General features: G+C 39.9%; 27 protein-coding genes. 20 read left to right on the top strand and 7 right to left on the bottom strand.

Translation table 11 applies throughout. From position 1 onward, the window contains the following. Window positions 1-696: 696 nt before the first annotated feature. The 3 genes from MTF66_RS37395 to hslR all read right to left on the bottom strand — a co-directional run bounded on the left by MTF66_RS37395 (window position 697) and on the right by hslR (window position 3,779). A complete protein-coding gene (locus MTF66_RS37395) occupies window positions 697-2,235 on the bottom strand; it encodes a phosphoenolpyruvate carboxykinase (RefSeq protein WP_010392990.1) in 1,539 nt (512 codons plus the stop codon). Between the two features lie 263 nt (window positions 2,236-2,498). Continuing rightward, complete coding sequence (gene hslO, locus MTF66_RS37400; RefSeq protein WP_055013398.1) at window positions 2,499-3,344, bottom strand: Hsp33 family molecular chaperone HslO; 846 nt, start codon at window positions 3,342-3,344, stop codon at window positions 2,499-2,501. Between the two features lie 12 nt (window positions 3,345-3,356). After that, window positions 3,357-3,779, bottom strand: coding sequence for a ribosome-associated heat shock protein Hsp15 (hslR, locus tag MTF66_RS37405; RefSeq protein ID WP_010392996.1), 423 nt, complete (start codon window positions 3,777-3,779; stop codon window positions 3,357-3,359). Window positions 3,780-3,975: 196 nt separating this feature from the next. On the opposite strand from hslR, the gene gspC reads away from it, so the two are divergent. The 13 genes from gspC (at window position 3,976) to MTF66_RS37470 (ending at window position 16,005) form a co-directional block, all read left to right on the top strand. Further along, entirely contained in the window at window positions 3,976-4,920 is a 945-nt protein-coding gene (gene gspC, locus MTF66_RS37410; protein WP_010392999.1) for a type II secretion system protein GspC, read from the top strand. 23 nt (window positions 4,921-4,943) lie between these two features. After that, entirely contained in the window at window positions 4,944-7,007 is a 2,064-nt protein-coding gene (gene gspD / locus MTF66_RS37415; RefSeq protein WP_010393000.1) for a type II secretion system secretin GspD, read from the top strand. Continuing rightward, on the top strand, window positions 7,000-8,565 hold the full coding sequence (gene gspE, locus MTF66_RS37420) for a type II secretion system ATPase GspE (RefSeq protein WP_010393003.1): 1,566 nt from the start codon (window positions 7,000-7,002) through the stop codon (window positions 8,563-8,565). Before gspD ends, gspE begins: the two co-directional genes overlap by 8 nt. A gap of 2 nt (window positions 8,566-8,567) precedes the next feature. Further along, window positions 8,568-9,803, top strand: a complete 1,236-nt coding sequence (gene gspF / locus MTF66_RS37425) for a type II secretion system inner membrane protein GspF (RefSeq protein ID WP_138570972.1) — start codon at window positions 8,568-8,570, stop codon at window positions 9,801-9,803. A 70-nt stretch (window positions 9,804-9,873) separates the two neighbouring features. After that, a complete protein-coding gene (gene gspG, locus MTF66_RS37430) occupies window positions 9,874-10,296 on the top strand; it encodes a type II secretion system major pseudopilin GspG (protein ID WP_010393008.1) in 423 nt (140 codons plus the stop codon). A 49-nt stretch (window positions 10,297-10,345) separates the two neighbouring features. Then, window positions 10,346-10,933 carry a type II secretion system minor pseudopilin GspH gene (gene gspH, locus MTF66_RS37435; RefSeq protein WP_138623665.1) on the top strand — a complete coding sequence of 196 codons (588 nt, stop codon included), beginning with the start codon at window positions 10,346-10,348 and terminating at the stop codon, window positions 10,931-10,933. Continuing rightward, the gene (gene gspI / locus MTF66_RS37440; RefSeq protein ID WP_010393012.1) at window positions 10,933-11,307 is read left to right on the top strand and encodes a type II secretion system minor pseudopilin GspI; all 375 of its coding nucleotides are present in this window, start codon (window positions 10,933-10,935) and stop codon (window positions 11,305-11,307) included. The genes gspH and gspI overlap by 1 nt, the downstream gene beginning before the upstream one ends. Then, window positions 11,308-11,973 carry a type II secretion system minor pseudopilin GspJ gene (gene gspJ, locus MTF66_RS37445; protein WP_010393015.1) on the top strand — a complete coding sequence of 222 codons (666 nt, stop codon included), beginning with the start codon at window positions 11,308-11,310 and terminating at the stop codon, window positions 11,971-11,973. It abuts the gene before it with no gap. Continuing rightward, window positions 11,973-12,959, top strand: a complete 987-nt coding sequence (gene gspK, locus MTF66_RS37450; protein WP_138623667.1) for a type II secretion system minor pseudopilin GspK — start codon at window positions 11,973-11,975, stop codon at window positions 12,957-12,959. Before gspJ ends, gspK begins: the two co-directional genes overlap by 1 nt. Next, entirely contained in the window at window positions 12,956-14,164 is a 1,209-nt protein-coding gene (gene gspL / locus MTF66_RS37455; RefSeq protein ID WP_138623669.1) for a type II secretion system protein GspL, read from the top strand. The genes gspK and gspL overlap by 4 nt, the downstream gene beginning before the upstream one ends. Beyond that, the gene (gene gspM, locus MTF66_RS37460) at window positions 14,161-14,634 is read left to right on the top strand and encodes a type II secretion system protein GspM (RefSeq protein WP_138623671.1); all 474 of its coding nucleotides are present in this window, start codon (window positions 14,161-14,163) and stop codon (window positions 14,632-14,634) included. The genes gspL and gspM overlap by 4 nt, the downstream gene beginning before the upstream one ends. 3 nt (window positions 14,635-14,637) lie before the next feature. Next, window positions 14,638-15,396 (top strand): type II secretion system protein N, encoded by a 759-nt coding sequence (locus tag MTF66_RS37465; RefSeq protein WP_055013404.1) that lies wholly within the window; start codon window positions 14,638-14,640, stop codon window positions 15,394-15,396. A 21-nt stretch (window positions 15,397-15,417) separates the two neighbouring features. Next, entirely contained in the window at window positions 15,418-16,005 is a 588-nt protein-coding gene (locus tag MTF66_RS37470) for a UPF0149 family protein (protein ID WP_138623673.1), read from the top strand. A 32-nt stretch (window positions 16,006-16,037) separates the two neighbouring features. On the opposite strand, the gene MTF66_RS37475 is transcribed toward MTF66_RS37470, so the two are convergent. Both MTF66_RS37475 and MTF66_RS37480 read right to left on the bottom strand, forming a co-directional pair. Continuing rightward, window positions 16,038-16,244 (bottom strand): hypothetical protein, encoded by a 207-nt coding sequence (locus MTF66_RS37475; protein ID WP_010393026.1) that lies wholly within the window; start codon window positions 16,242-16,244, stop codon window positions 16,038-16,040. Then, on the bottom strand, window positions 16,244-16,603 hold the full coding sequence (locus MTF66_RS37480; protein WP_010393028.1) for a hypothetical protein: 360 nt from the start codon (window positions 16,601-16,603) through the stop codon (window positions 16,244-16,246). Before MTF66_RS37480 ends, MTF66_RS37475 begins: the two co-directional genes overlap by 1 nt. Before the next feature lie 283 nt (window positions 16,604-16,886). On the opposite strand from MTF66_RS37480, the gene ccoG reads away from it, so the two are divergent. From ccoG to MTF66_RS37505, 5 genes are all read left to right on the top strand, one after another. Beyond that, window positions 16,887-18,317 carry a cytochrome c oxidase accessory protein CcoG gene (gene ccoG / locus MTF66_RS37485; RefSeq protein WP_010393031.1) on the top strand — a complete coding sequence of 477 codons (1,431 nt, stop codon included), beginning with the start codon at window positions 16,887-16,889 and terminating at the stop codon, window positions 18,315-18,317. 78 nt (window positions 18,318-18,395) lie between these two features. Continuing rightward, window positions 18,396-19,370 carry a serine/threonine protein kinase gene (locus tag MTF66_RS37490; RefSeq protein ID WP_055013406.1) on the top strand — a complete coding sequence of 325 codons (975 nt, stop codon included), beginning with the start codon at window positions 18,396-18,398 and terminating at the stop codon, window positions 19,368-19,370. 36 nt (window positions 19,371-19,406) lie between these two features. Beyond that, window positions 19,407-20,030 (top strand): thiol:disulfide interchange protein DsbA/DsbL, encoded by a 624-nt coding sequence (locus MTF66_RS37495; protein ID WP_036980428.1) that lies wholly within the window; start codon window positions 19,407-19,409, stop codon window positions 20,028-20,030. 19 nt (window positions 20,031-20,049) lie between these two features. After that, window positions 20,050-20,688, top strand: coding sequence for a thiol:disulfide interchange protein DsbA/DsbL (locus MTF66_RS37500; protein ID WP_008113400.1), 639 nt, complete (start codon window positions 20,050-20,052; stop codon window positions 20,686-20,688). Between the two features lie 62 nt (window positions 20,689-20,750). Next, a complete protein-coding gene (locus MTF66_RS37505; RefSeq protein WP_008113397.1) occupies window positions 20,751-21,203 on the top strand; it encodes a DUF523 domain-containing protein in 453 nt (150 codons plus the stop codon). Between the two features lie 9 nt (window positions 21,204-21,212). Here the strand turns inward: MTF66_RS37505 and trmA are convergent, their stop codons facing one another. After that, on the bottom strand, window positions 21,213-22,310 hold the full coding sequence (trmA, locus tag MTF66_RS37510) for a tRNA (uridine(54)-C5)-methyltransferase TrmA (protein WP_138623675.1): 1,098 nt from the start codon (window positions 22,308-22,310) through the stop codon (window positions 21,213-21,215). A 164-nt stretch (window positions 22,311-22,474) separates the two neighbouring features. On the opposite strand from trmA, the gene MTF66_RS37515 reads away from it, so the two are divergent. Then, window positions 22,475-23,599: a DUF5610 domain-containing protein gene (locus tag MTF66_RS37515; RefSeq protein WP_138623677.1), complete on the top strand. Its 1,125-nt coding sequence runs from the start codon at window positions 22,475-22,477 to the stop codon at window positions 23,597-23,599. A 66-nt stretch (window positions 23,600-23,665) separates the two neighbouring features. Next, a complete protein-coding gene (gene murI, locus MTF66_RS37520; protein WP_138623679.1) occupies window positions 23,666-24,454 on the top strand; it encodes a glutamate racemase in 789 nt (262 codons plus the stop codon). On the opposite strand, the gene MTF66_RS37525 is transcribed toward murI, so the two are convergent. Next, window positions 24,417-24,896 carry an RNA-binding protein gene (locus MTF66_RS37525; protein ID WP_055013410.1) on the bottom strand — a complete coding sequence of 160 codons (480 nt, stop codon included), beginning with the start codon at window positions 24,894-24,896 and terminating at the stop codon, window positions 24,417-24,419. The two genes, murI and MTF66_RS37525, sit on opposite strands and share 38 nt — an antisense overlap. Window positions 24,897-25,313 lie beyond the last annotated feature (417 nt).

A 25,313-nucleotide genomic window follows, 5' to 3' on the forward strand; every position in this document is an offset into this window, starting at 1 on the left:
TTATGTGAAAGTAGGACATTACCAGGCTCCAAATACAAGAAAGCCCGATTCGAAAGAGTCGGGCTTTTTTACGTCTGCAGGAAAGTGAAAATATTAGCCGTCAGCTATCAGTTGCACTGCGTTAATCAGGCAACCGTAACGTGGGTTGAGTATCTAGAACCCCACGGGCAAAATAACGCAACGTCAACCCATCCCATTAAAAACATTGAATGTACCTTGCTATGTAGCTCTCTAGCGCTGTAGGCACTACGATATTCTACTGCGCGGTCACTACGAAGTAGCACACTCACTCCAAAAGCAAGCAAGACTCGAATGACTTGAGCCTTCTTGTGTTCGAAGGAGTTTACCAGTAATAGCTAGTGTTGTTTTATGTGCTCTAACAGGGTAAAGAGTGAGGTATTGGACAGATTTACCCTACAGTATTGTTTCATTGCTGATTACATCCCGTAACTTTACTAATGTGACATAGTTTAATAGCGTTTAATTTGAGATATACAAACTAGTAACTGCTACTTTAAAGCTTAATAGGCACTCGGTGAGCCTTTATTAAGAAATGCACAAAACATAGGGAAACGTTTTAGCTAATAGGTGGCTTATCAGCAATTATTAAAGTAACTACGTTGCTGAAGTAAAATAGATAGGATCAAAAACGCCAACTCAAGGTTGGCGTTTTAATTATCAGGCTAAAGGTGATTATTAAACTTTAGGGCCTGCGTTTTTAATTTCGTCAGATACGTCGTATTTAGCAAAATTTTCTGTGAAATCAGATGCTAGCTTAGCCGCATATTCTGCGTATTTAGCTTTGTCTTCCCAGGTATTGATTGGGTTAAGAAGCTTGCTATCTACGCCCGGTACTGCAACTGGTACGTCTAGGTTTAGCACGTCAATATGTTGGGTTTCTACACCGGCTAATTTTCCAGATACGATTGCATCCACAACAGCTCGTGTTGTTGGAATATCAAAACGCTTACCAATACCGTAAGGGCCACCTGTCCATCCAGTGTTTACTAGGTAAACTTTAGCGCCGAATTCACGTACACGCTTCATTAGAAGCTCTGCGTATACACCTGCAGGACGTGGGAAGAAAGGAGCACCAAAACAGGTTGAGAATGTTGACTCAATATCGCTAGTAGAACCAATTTCTGTAGAGCCTACTTTTGCTGTGTAGCCACTTAGGAAGTGAAATGCTGCAGCTTCTTCGGTTAGTACAGATACCGGCGGTAGTACACCACTCACATCACATGTTAGGAAAACAACAGCCTTAGGCTCACCTGCGCGGTTTTCAACTTTACGTTTTTCAACGTGCTCTAGTGGGTAAGCTGCACGGCTATTTTGAGTTAGGCTGGTATCGTTGAAATCAGGAACACGGTTTTCATCAAGTACCACATTCTCTAAAATTGTACCGAATCGAATAGCATCCCAGATAACAGGTTCGTTCTTTTGAGAAAGGTCGATACATTTAGCGTAACAACCACCTTCGATATTAAATACACTACCTGGTGCCCAGCCGTGCTCGTCATCACCGATTAAGAAGCGAGTTGGATCTGCTGATAATGTTGTTTTACCTGTACCAGATAAACCAAAGAATAATGCGGTATCTCCTGCTTCACCTACGTTAGCAGAACAGTGCATTGGTAATACACCTTTCGCTGGTAGTAGGAAGTTTTGCACAGAGAACATCGATTTTTTCATTTCACCCGCGTAGCGCATGCCAGCAAGTAACACTTTACGTTGTGCAAAGTTAATAATAACTGTGCCATCGCTATTGGTACCATCGCGCTCTGGATCACATACAAACGAAGGTACGTTCATTACTTGCCACTGAGGAAAGTCGGCTTTGTTGTATGATTGTGGTTGGATGAACATATTTTTAGCGAAGATATGGTGCCAAGCAGTTTCTGTTGTTACAACCACTGGAAGGTAGTGCTCTGGATCAGCGCCTACTTCAAGGTGAGAGATAAAGTGGTCGTTGCTTTGCACATGTGCTTCTACACGTGCCCATAAGGCGTCAAACTTATCTGCATCGAATGGGCGATTTACATTACCCCATTGGATTTCATTTTCAGTACTTGATTCTTGAACAATAAAACGATCTTTTGGAGAACGACCGGTACGACGACCAGTGTTAGCTACAAAAGCACCATTGGCGGCTAAAGTCCCTTCGCCACGGCTGATAGCGTGTTCGACAAGTTCAGCTGCAGTTAGATCGACAAAACGGGTAGCGCTTGAAGTCATGTTTATACCTAAATTGTGTGAGATTGAACGGGATAGCTCTGGGTCTTAGTAACCTTTAAGCTGCAAATATAGTAACAGATGGATTAAGGATATTCGAGCTTATAAACGCCGTAAAAACATATAAATTAAGGAAAAAACATGAATAATTTCAATGATACCGGTGTCATGAAAAATGCTCAGCTTGTGATACCGGTGTCATTTTTTGGGCACAAAAAAGCCATAAAAAATTATGGCTATTTTATAGTGTGTTTTAAAAAGCTAGATTAATTAAATATACTTTTTATATCTTGTTCGTTAAATACATAATCTTTTAAACAGTAATGACAGCTAATTTTAATCTCACCATTTTTTTCGACATCATCCAAAAGCGTTTGTTGACCAACATTAACTAAAGCTGTCATCGTTTTTTCGCGATTACAGCCACATTTAAATTGAATTGGTTGAGGGTCAAATACGCGTGGGTTATCTTCATGATAAAGGCGCGTTAGAATAGTATTGGCATCAAGCTCTAGTAGCTCCTCATCTTTAATAGTATTGCTGAGTGCTTCTAAGTGAGCAAAATCTTCAATCGATTTTTGTTTATCTACAGGTAGCACTTGTAAAAATAGCCCACATGCTTTGGCGCTGCCTTCTTCAGTATCAGTTGCAAACCAAAGGCGAGTTTTTAATTGCTCAGACTGCTCAAAATAGCTTTCTATACATTCACTTAATGTATCATGCTCTAAAGGTACTATACCTTGGTAACGCTCACCTTGAGTTGGAGTAATCGTGATAACCATGTAGCCTTGGCCAATGAGCTCTTTTACCGTTGAGCCAGTAACTTCATGTTGTAATCGCGCAATACCACGCATATTTTGTTGATCATCACCATTGATCACCGCATATTTTACGGGGCCATCACCTTGTAGTTGAACTGCAATTTCGCCTTCAAACTTTAACGTTGCTGTTAATAAACAGGTTGCAACAAGCAGCTCACCTAATAATGCTTTAACGGGCTCTGGATAATTGTGTTTCGCAATCATTTCATTGTAAGCGTTGTCTATTTGTACGAGTTCGCCACGAACATCGAGGTTGTCAAATAAATAGCGGTGAAGTAAATCTTGTTGCATGAGCGGCTATACCTAACTTGATTTCATTTTTAAAAGTTCGCGCCTTTGCTTTTTATCTGGTTTTTTATCCGGATGAGGAGCAAAGAAACTGTTATTTTTGCGTGCAATACTATTTTCTTCACGCTTAGCAATACTAGCATCAGATTCTTGATACATGGTCTGTGCAATGGGGGCGCTTTGGCGCTTTTCAAGTATATTTAATACTGTGATGGTTTTTTCATCAACGCCTTGAGCTAGCTTTATAACTGCGCCAATTTCTACAATTTTACTAGCCTTACTGCGTTGCCCATTATAATGTACTTTGCCGCCTTGTACCATTTCTCGAGCTATTGCACGCGTTTTATAAAATCGAGCCGCCCATAACCATTTGTCCAACCTCACTTTAAGTGCGTCAGCGTTTTCTGAGCTGTCATTGAGTTTAGTTTTCTTTGTCATAAAACATCCCTAGTAAATTTACTGCCTAGGTAAATTATCACGAAACCGTTACCGCATGTAGCTATTGCTTGATAGCTGATACGATAAATAAATTAATCTGTTTACAAAGTTTAATATTAGCGTGCTTGTTGAATGAAAAATGAAAAGGTACTATGGCTGAGTGATTTCGTTATAAATTAAAATAAGAACACTACCTATGGAACAGCACGTTCAACAATTTAAGCAGTTATTAAACCGTTTACCGCATGCGAAATTAAGCGCAATGGTTATGGTTTTAGTTGTTGTTTATATTGCATTTTTATTATCAAAACTGATGTGGCTATTATGGCCGCAGCCAGTAACATCTCCTCTTGCCCCTATCAGCTATTCTAACCAAGCTGTGGGTGGCAATAACCAGTCTGTAGATTCGATCATTGAGCAATTTTTATTTGGTAAAGTAAATGTAACAAAAAACACCAATACTGCTTCGCAAACTAAAGTCATTAATAATGCCCCTGAAACGCGTCTTAGTATTAATTTAACCGGTATCGTTGCTGTTAGTAATGATGATAAGGCGGGAATGGCTATTATTGAGTCGCAAGGTCGCCAGACGAGTTATTTAGTAGAGGATGTGGTGCAAGGTACACGTGCAAAAGTATCGCAAATACTCCCAGATCGTGTGATTCTAGATGTAAGTGGTCGCTTTGAAACCTTAATGCTTGATGGGCTCGACTTTACTAAAACAGTGTCTATGCCGGTACTCGCTGCGCGAGATGAGTCTGAAATGGGGCCTTTAGCGCCTTCAGCACAAAGCGATGAACAAATTGATGCCACTGCCAACCTTGAGGTGAAAGAAGCATTAATAGAAACTCGCGAAGAGCTTTTAGAAGAACCTGGCAAGCTATTTGATTATATACGTGTTTCTCAAGCGATGAATGATGGGGAACTTATAGGTTATCGTTTGAGTCCAGGTAAAGAGCCCGAACTATTTAAACAAATGGGATTACAAAATAACGATTTAGCCGTGGCAATTAACGGTTATCAATTAACAGATTTAAAACAGGCAATGGCAGCAATGAATGAGCTGCGAAACAGTACAGATGCAACTATCACAATAGAGCGTGATGGTGAGCAAATAGATGTACTATTTAGTCTGCAATAACTTAGCTTTGGAGTTTTAACATAATGGTTCAGGTGCTACACCTCAAAAAAATTAAAAAAGGGTTAGCTAAGTATGCAGCACTTTTTTTAGCGGCAAGTCTTTCTATGTCGGTTGCTGCTGTTGAATACGCTGCTAACTTTAAGGGCACAGATATTAATGAGTTTATTAATATTGTTGGCAAAAACCTTAATAAAACCATCATTATTGATCCTAACGTGCGTGGCAAAGTAAATGTACGTAGTTACGAATTAATGGATGAGGCACTTTACTATCAGTTCTTTTTAAATGTTTTAGAAGTTTACGGTTATTCAGCCGTCGAAATGGATAACAACATAATAAAAATAGAAAAAAGCTCAGATGCTAAAAAATCAAACGTGCCATTAATTACTGCTGATAGCCAAGCGCTTGGCGATATGATGATTACACGGGTTGTGCGAGTTAAAAATGTAAGCGTACAAGAATTAGGTCCTTTAGTTCGCCAATTTAGCGACCAAAAAGACGGCGGTCACGTTGCTAACTTTAATGCGGCCAACGTAATGATGCTAACTGGTCATGCAGCCTCGGTTAACCGCTTAGTAGAAATTATTCGCTCTGTTGACCAAGCGGGTGATAAGCGAGTCGATATCGTTAAGCTTAAGTTCGCAACGGCTGATGATGTTGTCTCTGTAGTAGAGAATATATACAAAGACAGTGGTAAGGGTAGCGTACCTGAGTTTTTAATTCCTAAAGTGGTGGCTGATGGTCGTACTAATAGTGTGATTGTTAGTGGTGAAGGCCAAGCACGGACACGGGCCATTGAGCTCATTAAACGTTTAGATGGCGAACTGGAAAGCCAAGGTAATACTAAAGTGTTTTACCTCAACTACGCAAAGGCCGAAGATTTAGTAAAAGTACTCCAAGGTGTGAGCAAATCGCTAGCAGAGGACACGCAAGGTGGAGCTACTAAATCACGTAGTAGTAATAAAAACGACACTAGCATTGAAGCTCACCCAGATTCAAATTCATTAGTCATTACCGCCCAGCCAGATACTATGCGTTCACTAGAATCTGTTATTGAGCGCTTAGATATTCGCCGCGCACAAGTACTAGTGGAAGCCATTATTATTGAAGTAATGGAAGGCGATGGTGTTAACTTTGGCCTGCAATGGATTTCAGAAGAAGGCGGCATGCTGCAATTTAACAACGGTACAACAGTACCTGTTGGCTCTTTAGCCGTAGCGGCTGAGCAAGCCCGTGATAAAACGGTGACTAAAAACATTATTGGTACTGAATCAGGTACTGTCACCAAATATGATGAAACAACTGAAGGCGATTACGGCCCGCTTGCGTCATTACTTGGTGGTATTAATGGGTTAGCTATGGGTGTAATTAAAAATGACTGGGGTGCAATCGTACAAGCAGTATCTACCGATACTAATTCTAATATCCTAGCGACTCCATCTATTACCACTATGGATAACGAAGAGGCGTCTATTTTAGTTGGTCAAGAAGTGCCTATTATTACCGGTTCACAAACAGGTAGTAACAATGAAAATCCATTTCAAACGGTTGAGCGTCAAGAAGTGGGTATAAAACTTAAAGTGACACCACAAATTAACGATGGTTCTGCAGTGCAATTAACCATTGAGCAAGAAGTTTCCAGTGTAAGTGGTGCAACGGCAGTTGATATTTCAGTGAATAAACGCGCAATTAAAACAACCGTGATGGCCGATGATGGCGGCATGGTGGTATTAGGCGGCTTGATAGATGAAGATGTGCAAGAAAGCGTGTCAAAAGTACCATTACTAGGCGACATCCCTATTTTAGGGCACTTATTTAAGTCAACTAATACAACGAAGCGTAAGCGTAATCTTATTGTATTTATAAGACCGACCATTATTCGCGATGGCGTTAGCATGAATAAACTTAGCTTTAATAAATATAACTTTATTCGCGGCGAGCAATTTAAAAAACGTGAAGATGGTATTAATTTGATGCCAAAGTCAGACACGCCTATTTTACCTGAGTGGAATGACGAACTAGTGCTACCTCCTACGTACGAAGAGCATTTACGCAAACAAAATGCACAAGAGCGTAATGATGACTAATGCGATAGAAGATATTAATCAAGATGTTGTTCATCCAATTACTCACAGTAATGATGAACAGCTTGCTCAAGATGACTTAATTGAACTGCCTGCAAAACGTTTGCCGTTTTCATATGCCAGACGAGTGGGTGCGTTACTTAGTAAACATAAGGATAACCGAGTTGTTTACTACCGTGGCGAGTTGGATGTTGATGTATTATTAGAAGTGCGCCGTATTGCAGGACATGGCTTTACACTTGAGCAACTAGAAGATGATAAGTTTGAGCTATTACTAGAAGCATCGTATCAACGTGATAGCTCAGAAACTCAGCAAATGATGGAAGACATTGGTAATGAGGTTGATTTATTCTCACTAGCTGATGAGCTTCCTCAAACTGAAGACTTACTTGCCGGTGACGACGATGCGCCAATTATAAAGCTGATTAATGCCATGCTCAGTGAGGCAATTAAAGAAGGTGCCTCTGATATTCACATTGAAACATTTGAGCAAGAGCTGGTTATTCGTTTTCGGGTGGATGGCGTACTCAAAGAAGTTTTAAAACCTAATCGGAAACTAGCCTCTTTGCTGGTATCGCGTATTAAAGTAATGGCCAAACTCGATATCGCAGAAAAACGCATACCGCAAGATGGCCGTATTAGTTTGCGTATAGCTGGGCGCGCTGTAGATGTGCGTGTGTCGACTATGCCATCGAGCTTTGGTGAGCGCGTGGTACTACGTTTGCTTGATAAAAACAATGCACGTTTAAACCTAGAAGACTTAGGTATGACAGCTCGAAACCGAGAGCTGTTTGCCGACTTAATTAGCAAGCCTCACGGTATAATCTTAGTAACAGGTCCTACAGGCTCTGGTAAAAGTACCACCCTATATGCAGGTATGAGCCAAATTAACTCGCGAGATCGTAATATCTTAACGGTTGAAGATCCAATCGAGTACGAAATCCCAGGTATTGGCCAAACACAGGTTAATACCAAGGTTGATATGACTTTTGCCCGTGGTCTGCGCGCCATTTTACGTCAAGATCCTGATGTAGTTATGGTCGGTGAAATACGAGATTTAGAAACAGCCCAAATTGGTGTGCAAGCATCACTTACTGGCCACTTAGTTATGTCTACGTTACATACTAATACCGCCTCAGGTGCAATCACTCGTATGGAAGATATGGGCGTTGAGCCGTTTTTATTATCGTCTTCATTACTGGGGGTGTTATCCCAGCGCTTAGTACGTACTTTATGTAATAGCTGTAAAGAAGGTCACGTTGCAGATGAGCGTGAATGTGAATTACTCGGCGTACCGTTTGACAATGCACCGACGATTTACCGCGCGGTAGGATGTGAAGAGTGTAACTTTAATGGCTACCGAGGTCGTACTGGTATTCACGAGTTATTAGTTGTCGACGAAACCATTCGTGAAATGATCCACAGCGGTAAAGGTGAGCAAAGCGTAGAGAAATACATTCGTAAGCACAGCCCAAGCATTCGTCAAGATGGCTGCAGCCGTGTTCTTGCAGGTAAAACAACGCTTGAAGAAGTACTGCGCGTAACGCGTGAGGAAGGCTAGCTATGGCAGCGTTTGAATACCGCGCATTAGATGGCCGGGGAAAAGAAAAAAAAGGTATTTTAGAAGCCGATACAGCTAAGCAAGTTCGTCAGCTTCTGCGCGATCAAAAGCTCACACCACTTGAGGTGGTGCCTGCTGCGCAAGATGACAAACAAGTTAAAGGTCAAAAAGTACCTTTACTCGGTTCTTTATTTAAACCAACCATATCAACTGCCGATCTCGCTTTGATCACTCGTCAGCTTGCAACCTTAATTCAGTCTGCCCTACCTGTAGAAGGGGCGGTAATGGCGGTTGCTGAGCAGTGTGAAAAACCACGCTTAAAACGTATGTTAATGTCGGTGCGCTCCAAAGTAGTAGAAGGTTATACTCTGGCTGACGGTATGAGTGAGTTTCCGCATGTATTTGACGATTTATACCGAGCTATGGTAGCGGCAGGTGAAAAGTCAGGTCACTTAGATCAAGTGCTCAACAGGCTAGCTGATTATACCGAGCAGCGCCAACATATGCGCAGTCAAATTACGCAGGCTATGGTGTATCCGATTATTTTGGTGGTGTTTGCTATTGGTATTGTTTCGGTGTTATTAGGTACAGTAGTACCTAAAATATTAAAAACGTTCGAAAAAACCAAACAAGTTTTACCTTGGACTACCGAGTGGGTTATGGCAGGTAGTCATTTTGTGCAAAATTACTGGTTTATAAGTTTGCTGGTGATCACCGCTACCGCGGTTGGAATCAAGTATGCGCTTAAAAAACCTAAGGTACGGTTTTGGTGGGATGAAAAAGTATTACATATGCCAGGCATAGGTAAAGTTGCTAGAGGGATTAACACAGCGCGCTTTGCTCGTACTTTAAGTATTTTATCGTCAAGTTCAGTACCGCTACTAGAAGGAATGCGTATTTCTGGTGGGGTATTAGTTAACGAAAAAATCAAACAAGCTGTGGCTGATGCCGCAGAAAGAGTAAGTGAAGGGGCAAGCCTACGTGCTTCACTGCAGCAAACTAAGTTGTTTCCACCAATGATGCTACATATGATAGCCAGTGGTGAAAAGTCTGGTGAACTTGAGCAAATGTTAGAGCGAGCCGCTAACAATCAAGATCGCGAGTTTGAAAGTATGGTCAATGTGTCATTAAAATTATTAGAACCCGCAATGATTGCCTCTATGGCAGTCATTGTACTGTTTATAGTAATGGCAATTTTGCAGCCAATTATGGCAATGAATAAGGCTGTTGGCCTTTAATTATTTTTTTATATTAATGATTTACTTAAATCATTTTTGTTTAGTGTTTTTAGAATAACGAGGTAATAACGTGAATAAACAATCAGGTTTTTCTTTATTAGAAGTGATGGTGGTATTGGTTATCATCGGGATGATCATGTCGATTGTGGCACCTAATATTATGGGTCAGCAAGAAGAAGCGGCTATTGATAAAGCGCATTTAGATATTCAGCAGTTAGAAGATGCCGTTAGCCTTTATAAGTTAAAAAATAAAAGCTACCCGAGTACAGAGCAAGGGCTTGAGGCGTTGGTAACTAAAACCAGCATTGAGCCTATCCCAAAGCGTTTTCCTGATGGCGGTTTTATTAGTAAATTGCCAGAAGATCCATGGGGCAACCCTTACCAACTTATTTACCCAGGTGAAGTAGGTAAAATTGATATTTTTTCAATGGGGCCTGATGGCGAACCGGCTACTGAGGATGATATTGGTAACTGGGGTGAAGATAAGCAGTAATGGGCATTAACTTAATCATACGCTTAAACTTAGTTGATTGGGGTTTACCATGCTGGTAAACCTTAAGCACCTGAGTGCGAAGCAATATGGTTTTAGTTTAATAGAAATTTTAGTGGTATTGGTGATCATCGCCTTTGCCACCAAAATGGTGGTATACAGCTTAGATGGCGGCGCAGAGGAAGAGCTAGATAAGCAAGCAAGTAGGCTGCATACCACCATTAATGCCGCATCGGAATTTGCCGTACTTAATCAGGTAGAGTTAGGTTTATTAGTTGATCAAAATACGCTTGAGTTTTTAGTGTTTGATGGCGAAAAGTGGACCAGCTTTGAGCGGGAAGAGTTATTTAAACCAATTGAGTTTGACCAGCAATTTAAAGTAACACTTAATCTAGAAGACCTACCTTGGGCACAAGATAACTTATTAGAGCAGTCTAACTGGCGTGAGTTAATGAGTGGCGATAATGAAGATAGTTTATTAGAACTTAAAAAATTAAAAGTTCCTCAAGTACTTCTTTTATCCTCTGCTGATGTAAGTGCATTTCAGCTTATGCTTGAGTTAAAAGATCAGGCGGAGCCGGTATATTTTATTGAAGGTAAATTTGCAGCGCCAGTTGATTTTCGTCGAGAGCCCCAATAATGAAAAAATACCAAGGTTTTACCTTATTAGAAGTCTTAGTTGCGCTAAGTATTTGTGCTATGGCGGGTATTGCTGCAATGCAAGCAACTGGTGAGCATATTCATCACTTATCGAGTATTGAAGAGCAAACGTATGGCTCATGGGTAGCCGAGAATGTATTGGTAGAACAACGAACGAAAGGCGAAAAATGGCAAGGTAAAAATGGTACCCGCGGCACTGAGATGATGGCGGGGATTGAATGGTTTTGGCGCCAAGATGTTGTGCCCACTGCTGATAAAAGCTTTGTAAAGGTCACTATTAATGTGTTTACAGATGATAAGTATGAAAATTCAATTTATGAGTTAAGTACTTACTTAAATAAAGGTAAGCCATAAGTGAAGCAGCGCGGTTTTACATTATTAGAAGTGATGGTGGCACTAGGGGTGTTGGCGTTTGTTATTATGGCCACCCACCAAATACTTGATACCACCACGCGTGCCAAAGAAGCATCAGATGAAAAAATTGCTGAGCTAAATGGGTTACAAACAGCCTTCAGGCTAATGGATCAAGACTTTAGCCAAATGACTAAACGCCAAGTGCGTAATGAAGCAGGGGATTTTCAAGAGAGTTACTTACTTGCAGGGCGCTACATTTTAGAAAGCCAGCTTGATGGCATTGCCTTTGTGCGTGATGGTTGGATGAATCCCATTAATTTGCTTCCTCGCTCAGAGCTGCAAGCTGTTGGTTATCGAGTAATTGATGACAACTTAGAACGAGTATATCGGATTTATGTTGATCAACTTGATAATATGGAGCCTCGTAGCCAAGTTGTTTTAGCTGACGTAGAAGAGCTTAAATTTGAGTTTTTAGATGGTAACGCAGAGTGGCAAGAAAACTGGCAAATTAAGGCGTTACCTAAAGCGGTAGCTGTAACGTTAAAGCAAATGAACGCAGAACCAATTAGGCGCGTTTTTTTAGTGCCAGGACTCGGTAAAGAGCTACCAAAACCGGTTAATGATGGTACTAACCAATCGCAACCAAATGGCCGAGGAACGCCTTGATGAATCAAAAAGCATCACGCGGCGCGGCGTTAGTTATTGTGTTATTTATTGTCGCGCTGGCTGCTATTTTAGCCGTAGAAATGAGTGCGAATTTAATGTTACAGGTACAAAGAAGTACTAATTTGCAGAGTCAGCAACAGGCTAAATGGTATGCTTATGGCGCTGAAGAATTAGCTATTAAAGGCTTAATTCAAAGTAAAAAAGACGATCCAGAAAAAACCACCTTAGCGCAGCCGTGGGCAAAGCAAGGTGATGTTAAGTATCCAGTTGATAACGGCACGTTAAGCGGTCAGTTAACTGATTTACAAGCCTGTTTAAACTTAAATGCGCTTGGTGCTGAGCCTGACCCAAACAGTACTAATAAAACGAACCCTGCGCATAAAGCGTTGTTTGCCATATTAGAAAATATAGAAGACTTACCCAGTGATGAGTCTGAAGAAGGTATGGCTGATAGTGTTTTTGACTGGTTAGATAAAAATAGTATTACGTATCGCTCAGGAGCTGAAGAAGGCGAGTATTTATCGCGTCAGTTTCCGTATATGACAGCAAATAGCCTATTTGCTTCGGTATCTGAACTGCGTTTAATTAAAGGATTTAACCCTTTAGTGATGGAAAAGGTGTTGCCTTATGTCTGTGTGATCCCAGGCAGTACGTTACTTTCAATTAATGTTAATACAGTCACTGAAGAGCAAGCTTTATTGCTCAGTGGCCTAATAGACGAACTGAGTGTTTCGGGTGCTCAAGCGGTAATCGCAGCGCGACCTGAAAATGGCTTTGATAATATTGAAGAGTTTTTTGAGTCTGTTAAACAACAAGGCGGCAAAAATATCAAAGCAGTAGAAAAGCTTTTTAGTTTAAAAAGTGAATATTTTAAATTACAAACGCAGGCAAAATTTGTTGATTTGCGTTTTTCGATGACCACATTACTGTATGCCAGCAATGGCGAGGTAACGATACTGGCGCGAAAATTTGGAGGCGTACAGTGACAGAGATACTGTTGATCCGCACGGGTCAAACCGAGCAAGATTTACTTAACTGGTTAATATACTCACCACAAGAACAAGAAATAATAGCCAGTGGCGAGCTACAAAATGCCAATCAGTTAAGTAAACTAACTGAAAAAGCATTAACCCGAGAGCTTGTGGTACTTTTACCATGTGACCAAGTGCAATTAAAAACGGTGACACTGCCAACAAAGTGGAGCCGTAAATTAGAGCAAGCATTGCCCTATATGCTCGAAGAAGATCTTGCATGCGATATAGACGACATTTATATCGCGCTTGGGGAGCCAACTATGGTTGATGAGCAGCATGCAATTAAGATTGCGCTAACGAACCGTGATTGGTTTGAGCACTGGTTAGAAGTATTTGAACAACATCAACTCACCCCATATCAAATAGTACCGGATGCATTGCTATTGCCAGGCGCTGAAGAGTCATGTGTTACTGCCATCGAACTTAATAAACAGTGGCTCTTTAAACAAGGTGACTGGCATATTAGCGCGGTTGAAAGCAGTTGGCTAAAAGAGTATTTAGTAGCATTAGGCAACCCAGATATCAAGCATTACAGCCCTGCTGATCAGTTTCCTGAAGCACTTAACTTATATCCGCAAACAAGTGACTATGAGTTACCGTTAGCATTATTTGCTAAACAACTTGATAAACTTAAGTTTAATTTGCGTCAAGGACCTTACACCCTTAAAAAGAAAACTGCGTTATGGTGGGGTTACTGGAAAAGTGCTGCCATTATTAGTGTGGTTGCCTTGGTATCAAGTGTGACTATTAAAGCGGTTGAATTGCATCAGCTTAATTCGCAGCTAGAAGTAGCTAAATCGCAAGTCGTAGAGCGATATCAAAAAGCCTTTCCCGGCACACGAGTACGCCCTCATTTAATTAAAAATCAAATACAGGGTGCATTGAATAAAGTACAAGGTGTTAGCGATGCTGGCTTTTTAGATTTAACCAGTAAATTGGTTAGCGTGTTTTCGCAAGTGAATGAGTTTACGCCACAAACATTACGCTTTGACAAACGCCGTAATGAATTGCGCATTCGAGCGCGTGGTAAAGACTTTCAAACTTTTGGTAAGGTTAAAGCCATTCTAGAGCAGCAAGGGGTTACTGTTGAGCAGGGCTCGTTAAATAATGATGGCGATTTTATCGTCGGCGAAATCAGACTGCGAGGTGCACAATGAAGCAGCAGTTAATGCAATATTGGCGTTCATTAAAAGAGCAAGAGCAACAATTAATTATGGTTGCAGGCGGTGTATTTGTCATCTTTGTTTTGGTGATGGGGGTTTTTAGGCCTTTAAATACTGCAATAGAGCGAGCGCAGCAATCACAAATAAAGCAGCAAGAATTGTTAGCCTGGGTAGACGAGAGTATTGTTAAGCTCAAAGCCGCGGGTAAAACGCAAGCTGTGAGTAATCAAAATCTCAGCCAAATAGTTAATAATACGCGCGGCCGTTACAGCATTAATATTAGTAAAATGCAGCCTAATGATAACTCACTTCGTTTAACGCTCGACTCAGTAGAGTTTAATCTATTAATCCAATGGATTGACGAGCTCGTTAATCAGCATGGTTTAAGCGTAGAAAATCTAGATTTAAGCCAAGATGATAAATCCGGTTATGTACGCGTAAGCCGTTTAGTATTAGAGAAGTAGTTAATGAAAAAAATAATAATATTATCCATCGTTTTTTTAATGAGCTTTATTGTTTTTAGCGTTATTAAATTACCGGCTGCGGTTGCTGTAAATTTAGCTAAACCGTATTTTCCACCGCAGCTAGAAATAGGACAAACAGTTGGCACGTTGTGGCAGGGGCAGGTGATGCAGCTGCGCTTTGAAGGTGAGCAATTAAATAATGTACGCTGGGATATATCTGGCTGGTCGTTATTTAAAGCTCAAGTAAATACTAACTTACGTTTTGGTAACCCTCGCGAACGCAGTGACATATCGGGCTATGCAGATATTAGTTATTCACTAGCTAATGATGAACTTAAAATAACTGATACCGTAGTGCGTTCAACGGTTGAGCGAGCAATGCAGCGAATTGATTTACCGTTACCAGTTACTGCTAAAGGACGTGTAATCTTAGAGCTTGATGAATACGTTTCTGGAGCGCCATATTGCCAATCACTACAAGGTGAAATAGCCAGTCCTGATATTGACGTACAAGGTTTAACTGGTTGGTTCAATATTGGTGATCTTAGTGGCAAATTAAGTTGTAAGTCGGGCGATGTTGCTATACTCATCGAGCCAGACAATAGATTAGGGCTAGAGGCAGATGCTACACTAAAGGCTAATTTTGACTTTAAAGTTGCGGGATACGTTAAACCTGATCTAACTTTACCCAAAGAAGTTCATGACGCGGTGAAGTTTTTAGGCAGACCAGATAACCAAGGTCGTTACCCACTTAAATTTTAATATTTTATATAAAGAGTTTTAATGCAAATACCTCAGTTTACTGAGCAGCATGCCAAGCTGCTCAGCGAGTTTTTAAATACCCAATCAGGCGCAATGAGCCTTACCCAAAGCCAAGGTTATTTATTTGGCGTTATATGTTCACCTGAGCCGCTAGAAGTTCACCAATGGTTAGAAAATATTCTCCCTGATACAGCAAACGACCTTGATGAAGACATGTTATTTTTGTTTATGGCATTACACCATCAGGTGAGTGAGCAAGTATTTGAGTTGGGTTATAAGTTACCCGCTGAGTTTGAATATGACTTTTGCCAGCACTGGTCAGCGGGTTTTTTAACCGCAAGCCAAGCGTATACCCATAAGTTATTAGCAAGTGAGCAACTAGACATTCAATACAAGCAAGCGCTTGAAAGCGCACAGGCGACGCTCAGTTTTTTTGCTCTCGATAAACCAATCATTACGCAAATTGCACAGCAAAATAATATTGATGAATTACACTTATGTGAGCAGCAGTACGAGTTAATGGGCGACTTTGCATTAGGTTTTGCTGAACTTATCGAAATTGTAGCGCTTAACAGTGGCTTGTATACTGATGAAGGGTGGGAGGAGTAAGTTTTCTAGCGCTTAAACGTTGTTCTTAACACCTAACCGCCAATTTCTAATTCAATATCAGTGCAACCTTGTTTGCACTGTATTACTCCCTTACCAGGCTCGCTGGTGGCTAAGTTAAGGGTTAATACGCCATTGCAATGTTCGCATTTTAACGTTTTACCCTGTGCCAATTGCTTAAGCATTGTGCGATGTTTATGAAATGAGTTACTTGCTTTTTTATTTAATCCAGAAAAATCCATTACTTTACTCTCGCTTGCGCTAATGACTCTTTGATAATACGACATACAGTAAGTAATCGTTCTTCGTAAAAATAGAGGTTTAGATCACCTTGGCGACAATAGCGTAGTTCAAATAACTTGACTGATTCATCCGTAGTAAATGTTTTAGCAACATAGTCTTGCTCAGAACGAGAAAGTGCTAACTGTTGATTCACTTTATTTCTCGTCATGGTTGCTACAGGAAAGCGATCTACTTTAGTTGAGCTGCTTAACAAACCGATACCATCACCGAGCAACCGTTCGCGCGGCTCTTTTACCAAAGGATGATCAACGGTAAAAAATGCTAGGATCACAACCACTAGTATAAAAAATTTCTTCATAAATATACAAACCTTGATCCAAACAACACTTTAGTAGCCGGCAAGTGTAATAAAATACACCTTAAAAGCAAGTCACAAATTGAATAAATTATTAGCAATCTAGTCAGTAATTTTAGCTAATATGCGTATAATAAGAGGCAGTAGTTAGATATTTCTGAAATATCTGAAAGTACACAAGTGCGACTTAAAGCGTATTATGTTTAGCATGCAAGTTGCTACACTTAGGCGAAAAGTACAAAAAGATTGCTGAATTTTTATTTCCTAGCGGCGTTGAGGAACTTCAATGGATAAGCAAATTAAAGTAAAAAACATACCAACAGAGGTTAAGATCCAAAAACCTGATCTGAGCCGTCAAGAAGATAGATTTAACCCCCGCAATCGCATTTATGTACGTGCGGTTACAGGGCTTCATCAATTACTAAGACAACGCATTGGCTTTTTAGGCATGCTAGCGTTTATGTTATTGCCTTGGATCAACTTTAATGGCCAGCAAGCTGTGTTGTTTGAGCTAATGGAGCAAAAGTTTAATATTTTTGGTTTAACCCTATGGCCACAAGACTTCACTATTCTTGCATTTATTTTTATGCTTGCGGCGTTTGCTCTATTTTTAGTGACTACTTTTTATGGCCGCGTATGGTGTGGCTATACCTGTCCGCAAACAGTATGGACCTTTATTTTTATTTGGTTTGAAGAAAAGTTTGAGGGCAGTGCTAACCAACGTAAAAAGTTAGACCAACGGCCAATGGATTTTGACAAATTCTGGCGAAAAACCGCAAAGCACACTAGTTGGGTGTTATTTTCTTTGTATACCGCGTTAACTTTTGTTGGTTATTTTACGCCTATTCGCGAACTACTCCCTGAATTTGTTACCTTTAACGTAGGCGGTTATGCCTTAGTTAGTATTATTGTATTTACTATTTGTACTTATGGTAACGCGGGTTGGATGCGCGAGATTATGTGTTTACATATATGCCCATACTCACGTTTTCAGTCAGCAATGTTTGATAAAGACACCTTTACTGTAAGCTACGATGAAGCGCGTGGTGAAAACCGCGGGCCACGTTCGCGTAAACAAGACCCAAAAGAGCTGGGGTTAGGTGATTGTATTGACTGTAACTTGTGTGTGCAAGTTTGCCCAACTGGGATTGATATTCGTAATGGTCTGCAATACGAGTGTATAAACTGTGGCGCGTGTATTGACGCCTGTGACGGCGTAATGGACAAAATGAATTATCCTCGAGGGCTTATCTCTTATACCACTGAGCGTAACTTAGAAACCCCAGAGAATAAAACTCATCCGCTGCGTCCTAAGCTAATTGGTTACAGCATTATTTTAGTCTTACTTACTGGTGCGTTGGTAGCCAATATAGCTATGCGTAAACCTATGGACTTTGATATTATCCGTGATCGCAATCAGTTGTATCGTGTAGATTTTAATGGCTTAGTTGAAAACACCTACACCTTAAAAGTGATTAATAAGGCACAGTACGAGCAAACATTCTCTATTGATGTTAAAGGGTTAGATAACTATAAATACATAGGTGATACCACCTTTACGGTGAACGCTGGTGAATCGCATAATGTGCCGTTATCATTAGTAATGGACCCTTATGATTTAAAAGCGCCAATGACCGAGTTTAACTTTGTACTGTCGCCAATAAACGAACCCGATAACCAAATATCGCAGCAAAGTAACTTTTTTAAAGCGCGATAAAGAGTCTGTATTAAAAGACGAACACTGATATTAACAAAAAAGCGGGATATTCCCGCTTTTCTTTTATATAAGAAGTATATGAGTAAATTTAGCTTTATTGACTTAACCCCAGATCTTATTTTGGATGCCATCGAAAGCGTTGATATTTACGCTGAGTCAGGGTTGCTAGCGCTAAATAGCTACGAAAATCGAGTGTATCAATTTGTAGCTGAGGGTGGAAAACGTTACGTTGTTAAGTTTTATCGGCCTGAGCGCTGGAGCAAAGCACAAATTCAAGAGGAGCATGATTTTGCTTTTGAACTGGCAGCCGCAGAAGTACCGGTCGTTGCGCCAATAAAGCATAATGGGCAAAGCTTATTTGAACACCAAGGGTATTTATTTACTTTATTCCCAAGTGTAGGCGGGCGTTTATTTGAAGTCGATAATTTAGATCAGCTTGACGTACTAGGGCGTTTAATTGGTCGCATGCACCAAGTAGCGAAAACGCAGCCCTTTACCCAAAGACCAATCGTTAGCTGTGATGAATACCTGCATACAGCTAAAGTTCATTTACAAAAAAGTAATTTAGTCCCTATGGGACTAGAGACTTCCTTTTACACTATTTTAGATTTAGTTATTGCCCAAGCGCAGCTGCAATATAAAAATGTAGACAGTATTCGCTTACACGGAGACTGCCATGCTGGTAATATTTTATGGGCTGGGGATGCGCTGATGTTTGTTGATTTAGACGATAGCCGCCAAGGACCTGCAATTCAAGATTTATGGATGATGCTCAGTGGCGATCGACAAACACAGCTGTTACAGTTAGACACTTTAGTGAATGCGTATGAAGAGTTTTGTGATTTTGATCACTCACAACTGAAGCTGATCGAACCGCTTCGCGCCATGCGTATGATTCATTACATGGGTTGGGTTGCAAAACGTTGGAGCGATCCAGCTTTTGTACGGAACTTTTCATGGTTTGCAGATGACAAATACTGGGAGCAACAAATTTTAGCGCTTAAAGAACAGCTTGCAGCTTTGCAAGAAGCCCCGTTAAAATTATTGCCATAATATTTTTATTTAAAAAAGAAGTATAACGAGATATTCATGCTTAAAAAATTAAAACTAAGTTTACTGATCCTATGTTTACCTTTCGCAGCACTAGCTGCCAACTTTGAAGCAGGTAATCAATATACTGTGATTGACGTTGAAAAGAGTAAAACGCCAAACGTAACCGAATTCTTCTCTTTCTATTGCCCGCACTGTTTTAAATTTGAGCCGGTAGCAAAAGGGATTGCAGAAAACTTACCTGAAGGGGCTGAGTTTGTAAAAAATCATGTTAACTTTTTAGGGGGCGTTTCACCACAAGCACAAAGTAACCTGAGCTTTGCTTACTTAATTGCAAAAAAACATGGTCAAGCCGAAGCAGTAACAGCGCAAATTTTTAAAAGCATCCATATTCAGCGTGCACCATTAACAGAAATTAAAGACGTTAAGAAGTTATTAGAGCTTAACGCAATTGATAACAGCACATTTGATAATGATATTGCTAGTTTGCCTATCATAGCAGCTGAACGTGCCATGCAAGATAAGCAGAATAAATATTCTGAGCTTGGCGCATTAACTGGCGTACCTACATTTATCGTAAATGACAAATATAAAATCAATATTAATACAATCAAGAGCCAACAAGAACTTGATGAGTTAATTAGCTTTTTACTAAAACTATAATTTTTGGAGCACCATAATAATGATCAAATTAGTTAAAGCAGGGTTGCTTGCTGTATTACTCCCTTTAGCTGCAACCAGTTTTGCTGCCACTTACGAAGAGGGCGTACATTATGATGTCGTCTCTGATCGTGCAACCAGAAAGCCAGAAGTAAAAGAGTTTTTCTCTTTTTACTGCCCTGCATGTAATAACATGGAGCCACTGCTTGCTGAGATCAAACCTAAGCTAGACAAAAACGTAAAGTTCAAGAAAAGCCATGTGGATTTCGTGGGCGTTCGTGACCCAGAACATCAAACCATGATCAGCCAAGCACTAGCTACTGCTGAAGTACTACCGCAAAAAGATAAAATTATTTCAGCGATGTTTGATCACATTCACGCAAAGCGTGCTCGTTTTAATGAGCTTGCAGATGTAAAAGATGTATTTTTAGCGCAAGGTGTAGATGGCGACAAATTTGATAAATTATTTGAAAGCTTCTCGGTACGTACACTGAGCTCTAAAATGAAGCGCGACCAAGATTACTTTAAAGGAAAAGGGGCACTGCGTGGCGTTCCGACATTTATTGTTAATGGTAAATATAAGCTTAACTTAGGTGGCGAGTCAGGTATTTCATCGCCAGAAGATGTAAGCGCACTTATTAACTACTTAGCAAATAAATAAGTAGTTTAGTGAAATAAAAAAGCTCCGAAAGGAGCTTTTTTATTTGGAGAAGAAAATTCATTATGGAAAAAATTTTAATCTCAAGTTGTTTGTTAGGTTTGCCAGTTCGTTATGATGGTAAAGGCCAAACAATATTGCACCCTCAACTTAATTTGTGGCAAAAGCAAAATAGATTAATCGTATTTTGTCCTGAGATTGCTGGTGGTTTACTCGTGCCTAGAGCGCCCGCTGAGATAAAGCAAAATCGAGTTATTACAAATACTGCTGAGGATGTAACAAGTGCATTTGAAGCTGGCGCTAATAAAGCATTAGCCCTTTGTAATAAGCATAATATTCGCTTTGCTTTACTAAAAGAGTCTAGTCCTTCGTGTGGCCGTAATACAATTTATGATGGAAGCCATAGTGGGGTGAAAGTAAAAGGCATGGGGCTGACCGCTAAGTTATTGGTAAAGAATCAAGTTAAAGTATTTAGTGAAGAGCAAATACCAGCACTTATCAAGGCGCTGGTATTATAGTATTAGATTTTATTTTTTCTGTAAAAATACACCAGATTCAATATGGTGTGTGTAAGGGAACTGATCAAATATTGCAAAGCGCTTAACCTCATGGGTTTGCGTTAAGTGATCAAGATCACGCTCTAACGTATCTGGGTTACATGAGATATAAATAATATTCTCATAGTTAGCCACTAAATCACACGTTAGGGTATCCATGCCAGCACGAGGCGGGTCGACTAGAATGGTTTGGCAGTTGTAACTACTAAGGTCAATACCATCTAAGCGAGAGAAAGTACGCTCGCCTTTCATTGCCTGAGTAAACTCTTCGCTCGACATGCGAATAATATCTAAGTTAGTTACTTTGTTTTGAGCAATATTATATTGCGCTGAATGCACAGACGATTTTGATATTTCTGTTGCCAGCACTTTATTAAATGAGCCCGCAAGTGCAATTGAAAAGTTTCCGTTACCACAATACAGCTCTAGTAAATCATTGTTTAGTGGTTTACATAGCTCTTGTGCCCACTCTAACATTTTAATATTCACCTTCGCATTAGGCTGAGTGAAGCTATTTTCTACCTGTTGATAGATTAGCTCTTGGCCATTTACCATTAAACGCTCAGTAACAAAGTCATCGCCTAATTTTTCTTTTTGCTTACGTGCACGGCCAATAAAGTCAATTTTGTACTGGCTACTTAGCTTTTCCTTTAAGGCATTAATCTCAGTTAACCAGTGTTCATCAAGTGGCTTGTGATAAAGCAAGCTCACTAAAATTTCACCGCTTAGGGTCGATAAATAATCTATTTGGAATAATTTACGACGCAGTACTTCGCAGCCTTTTAAGTTATCAATCATTACCTGCATAACTTCACCTACTAAAGGAGCTGCAGGATCAAAGGTATCAACACGTATTTTATCTTTCGTTTGTTGATCAAACATAATATGAAACAGATCGTCACCATCGTGCCATACTCTAAATTCTGCACGTTGACGGTAGTTAATAGGCTCAGAGCTAAATACTTCTAACTGTTTTACACCGAAACGTTGAAACTGCTCTGTAATACGCTGCTCTTTTTCATTTAATTGTGCATCGTACTGCGTGGTATCTATATTTATAACTGCCATTAACGGTATAACCTTATCGTTGAGATCTGTTTATCGGCGCTATTGTAGGGAGCGAAGCGTATTTGTCTAGTTTTGATCAAATATAGTGAGCTTTTTTTAAGCATTTTACTACAGTATAGGCTTACTTGGCCGATATAAGAGTATGTCTAAATAGGAGTCTTCTCATGAAAATAGGTAACTTTAGTTTTGTTCCAAACAGCAATGCCAATAAATACAATACTAAGCAAGCAATGCCACAGCCTAAAATAGACTCCCCACCAACTAGCTATCAGCAACGCGGAAAAGAATTGGCTGCTGCCGTATTGGGTGACAAAATGGCAAAAGAATTAGGCTTGCCGGTTGCTGAAGCGAAAAAAGACAAACCATTGTTTGATTTTAATGAAGTAGTCAAAAATGTTTTAGACTTTGTGACCAGCTCAGTAAAAAAAGCCAAAGCCAATGGTGCCGATGATGACAAGCTACAAGATATACTTAACCAGGCACGTAAAGGCGTGCAAACAGGTGTTGATGAAGCTGTAGATGAATTAAAAGGTATGGGCGTATTTAATCAAGAGCTTGAAGAGGGGATTGATAAATCAAAAGAGGGCATCTTTAATGGCCTTGATAAATTTGAGCAGAACTTATTTAATCCTCAGCCAGCAAGCATAACGGTTAGTCAATCGCAATATGTGAACCTTAGTAACAGCGCTGATTACACTTTTACCACCGCAGAAGGTGATGAGGTGAGTATTAGTTTTGCAGACGCTTACCAATCCCAGTCATCTAGTCGCTATCAGCAAACTGAAAGCTCACAAGCATTTAGTACGCAATTTTCTGAGTCTCGTGAGTTGTCATTTTCTATGTCAGTAAATGGAGAGCTTAATGAAGACGAACAGCAAGCTATAAATGATTTAATGGCAGAGTTACAAGATGTAAGTAAAACCTTTTTCAGTGGTGACTTAGATAAAGCATTTGAACAAGCCCAAGAACTCAGCTTAGGAAATGAACAGCTGGTGGCATTTTCAATGGACTTACGTCAAAGCAAAACTGTGGCAGCTATTAAAGAGTATGAACAAATTAAGCCAACCTCAGAAAAGGCCATTGCCGAAACTGTCGCGCCTTTTAATGATGATCTAAAATCGGCCTACTCTAAAGCGCAAGCACTAGGATTAGAAAGCCAGCTATCAGGTATCATTCAATGGCTAAATCAAGATCAACAAGAAATAGATAAACTGGTTGATTACACTAACACCATGTTTGAAAACTTAGATAAATTAAACGCCGCTACTGCAAAACTAGACGCTGAGTAAAACTACTTTCTTTTATAAAAGCCTCATGGCAAACTGCCGTTCTAAGTAAAGAGTAGGAATGGTAGTTTGTCAGCGCACATCATGGTATTTGATTCAGGTATAGGTGGAACCACAGTACTTGAGCATATTCAGCAAAGCATTCCTCACGCTCAATATAGTTACTTCATGGATAATGCATTATTGCCTTATGGTGCACAGTCGCAGCAGACTATAATTAGTCGCTTATGTGGACTAATCCAATTTATCAAAAATGAGTCGCTCAATGTCGACTTAATTGTTATAGCCTGCAATACCGCCTCAACATCTGCATTAAGTGCGGTACGTCAAATAACAGATATTCCAATTGTAGGGGTTGTACCTGCGATTAAGCCCGCAGCACAAATAACACAATCAAAGCATATTGGATTATTGGCAACCCCTGCTACAGTAGCAAGTTCATATACGGATACACTGATTAAAGAGCATGCCTCACTTATAACTACAAGCTTATATAGTAGTGTTGAATTGGTCACCCTGGCAGAGACATTCTTTTTTACCCAACACTTAGATATAGAAAAGCTGCACGCTGAGTTAAACCGATTAAATATTAATAAAGATATCGATGTGCTGGTATTAGGCTGTACTCACTTTCCTATTCTTGCTAAACCAATTAGTGATTACTTTAAAGCACATATAGAGTTGTTAGATTCTGGTGCGGCTATTGCTAAGCGAGTTAGATCTTTACTGAATTTAAGCGATGATCAAGCAGGCATAAAAAAGCCGCTGCGGTATTATGCAACGGCTGATATATGTAGTGATAAACTAGCCGTTAAGCAAGTTACACTGTTTGATCCGACTCTGAACGATAAGAGTTAGAATCATCTTCTTGTTTTTGTTTTGCTTCACGTACTTTTAAAGTACGTTGTTGGAACTCACTATCATTTAACTTAGCAATTGCGTTATCCGCATCAGCTTGAGCCATTTCAACAAAACCGAAGCCGCGACGTTTGCCAGTATTCTTATCTTTCAATAAACGAACATTAAATACCTTGCCTTGCTCTTCGAACAAAGCACGTACAACGCCTTCATTTGCGCGATAAGGAAGATTGCCAACATAAAGTGTTTTTGTTTTTACTTCGGCTTCTTCTGCACTTACTGATGACATTGCAGCAATGACAAGTCCACCAATTAATAAACCAGCACCAAATAGTAGTGCAGGGTCTAATGCTAGGCTTGCAAGTGCAAACTTAACGATAACAAAACCAACAACAGCAAGAATAACTGCAAAGATAAAAGATTTTTGATCGGGTAATTTCATTTTGATCTACCAATAAACAGGAAATAAACATTAATTTAACATTGTGAACTTGCTATCTTAACGTCTTAATTGAACATAGCAATGAAATTTATAGTAAATAGTTAGTAAGAGTGCAAAAAACGACCTAAAGTAAGCTCTTTCCATACCATTTTAATAGTATTTGCTTGAAAGTTGAGCAAACAGTAAAAAGATCTAAAAAAAAGGTTGATCTGTTTTCGGATCTCCCTATAATGCGACCCCACTGAGACGGGGAACGCCAACGCATAGCGAGGCACGAACTGCTCAGAGAGTTAAATAAAACTTGAGTTTAAATCATCGTAAGAAAGTTTAAAATTAAGTATTGACTCGAAAAATAAAGGATGTATTATACGCATCCCTGGCGACAACGTCGCAACGTTCTTTAACAATATAAAGCAA

Source organism: Pseudoalteromonas sp. 2CM39R, from assembly GCF_023161845.1.

Coding starts and splice junctions, on each gene's coding strand:
- hslR (WP_010392996.1), bottom strand. CDS start 3,779: ATGACAAAGAAAACTAAACTCAATGACAGCTCAGAAAACGCTGACGCA.
- gspH (WP_138623665.1), top strand. CDS start 10,346: ATGCTGGTAAACCTTAAGCACCTGAGTGCGAAGCAATATGGTTTTAGT.
- MTF66_RS37525 (WP_055013410.1), bottom strand. CDS start 24,896: ATGAAATTACCCGATCAAAAATCTTTTATCTTTGCAGTTATTCTTGCT.
- MTF66_RS37490 (WP_055013406.1), top strand. CDS start 18,396: ATGAGTAAATTTAGCTTTATTGACTTAACCCCAGATCTTATTTTGGAT.
- MTF66_RS37395 (WP_010392990.1), bottom strand. CDS start 2,235: ATGACTTCAAGCGCTACCCGTTTTGTCGATCTAACTGCAGCTGAACTT.
- hslO (WP_055013398.1), bottom strand. CDS start 3,344: ATGCAACAAGATTTACTTCACCGCTATTTATTTGACAACCTCGATGTT.
- MTF66_RS37465 (WP_055013404.1), top strand. CDS start 14,638: ATGAAAAAAATAATAATATTATCCATCGTTTTTTTAATGAGCTTTATT.
- MTF66_RS37470 (WP_138623673.1), top strand. CDS start 15,418: ATGCAAATACCTCAGTTTACTGAGCAGCATGCCAAGCTGCTCAGCGAG.
- gspE (WP_010393003.1), top strand. CDS start 7,000: ATGACTAATGCGATAGAAGATATTAATCAAGATGTTGTTCATCCAATT.
- MTF66_RS37475 (WP_010393026.1), bottom strand. CDS start 16,244: ATGGATTTTTCTGGATTAAATAAAAAAGCAAGTAACTCATTTCATAAA.
- MTF66_RS37480 (WP_010393028.1), bottom strand. CDS start 16,603: ATGAAGAAATTTTTTATACTAGTGGTTGTGATCCTAGCATTTTTTACC.
- ccoG (WP_010393031.1), top strand. CDS start 16,887: ATGGATAAGCAAATTAAAGTAAAAAACATACCAACAGAGGTTAAGATC.
- gspC (WP_010392999.1), top strand. CDS start 3,976: ATGGAACAGCACGTTCAACAATTTAAGCAGTTATTAAACCGTTTACCG.
- gspM (WP_138623671.1), top strand. CDS start 14,161: ATGAAGCAGCAGTTAATGCAATATTGGCGTTCATTAAAAGAGCAAGAG.
- MTF66_RS37515 (WP_138623677.1), top strand. CDS start 22,475: ATGAAAATAGGTAACTTTAGTTTTGTTCCAAACAGCAATGCCAATAAA.
- MTF66_RS37495 (WP_036980428.1), top strand. CDS start 19,407: ATGCTTAAAAAATTAAAACTAAGTTTACTGATCCTATGTTTACCTTTC.
- gspI (WP_010393012.1), top strand. CDS start 10,933: ATGAAAAAATACCAAGGTTTTACCTTATTAGAAGTCTTAGTTGCGCTA.
- trmA (WP_138623675.1), bottom strand. CDS start 22,310: ATGGCAGTTATAAATATAGATACCACGCAGTACGATGCACAATTAAAT.
- gspK (WP_138623667.1), top strand. CDS start 11,973: ATGAATCAAAAAGCATCACGCGGCGCGGCGTTAGTTATTGTGTTATTT.
- MTF66_RS37500 (WP_008113400.1), top strand. CDS start 20,050: ATGATCAAATTAGTTAAAGCAGGGTTGCTTGCTGTATTACTCCCTTTA.
- MTF66_RS37505 (WP_008113397.1), top strand. CDS start 20,751: ATGGAAAAAATTTTAATCTCAAGTTGTTTGTTAGGTTTGCCAGTTCGT.
- gspF (WP_138570972.1), top strand. CDS start 8,568: ATGGCAGCGTTTGAATACCGCGCATTAGATGGCCGGGGAAAAGAAAAA.
- gspD (WP_010393000.1), top strand. CDS start 4,944: ATGGTTCAGGTGCTACACCTCAAAAAAATTAAAAAAGGGTTAGCTAAG.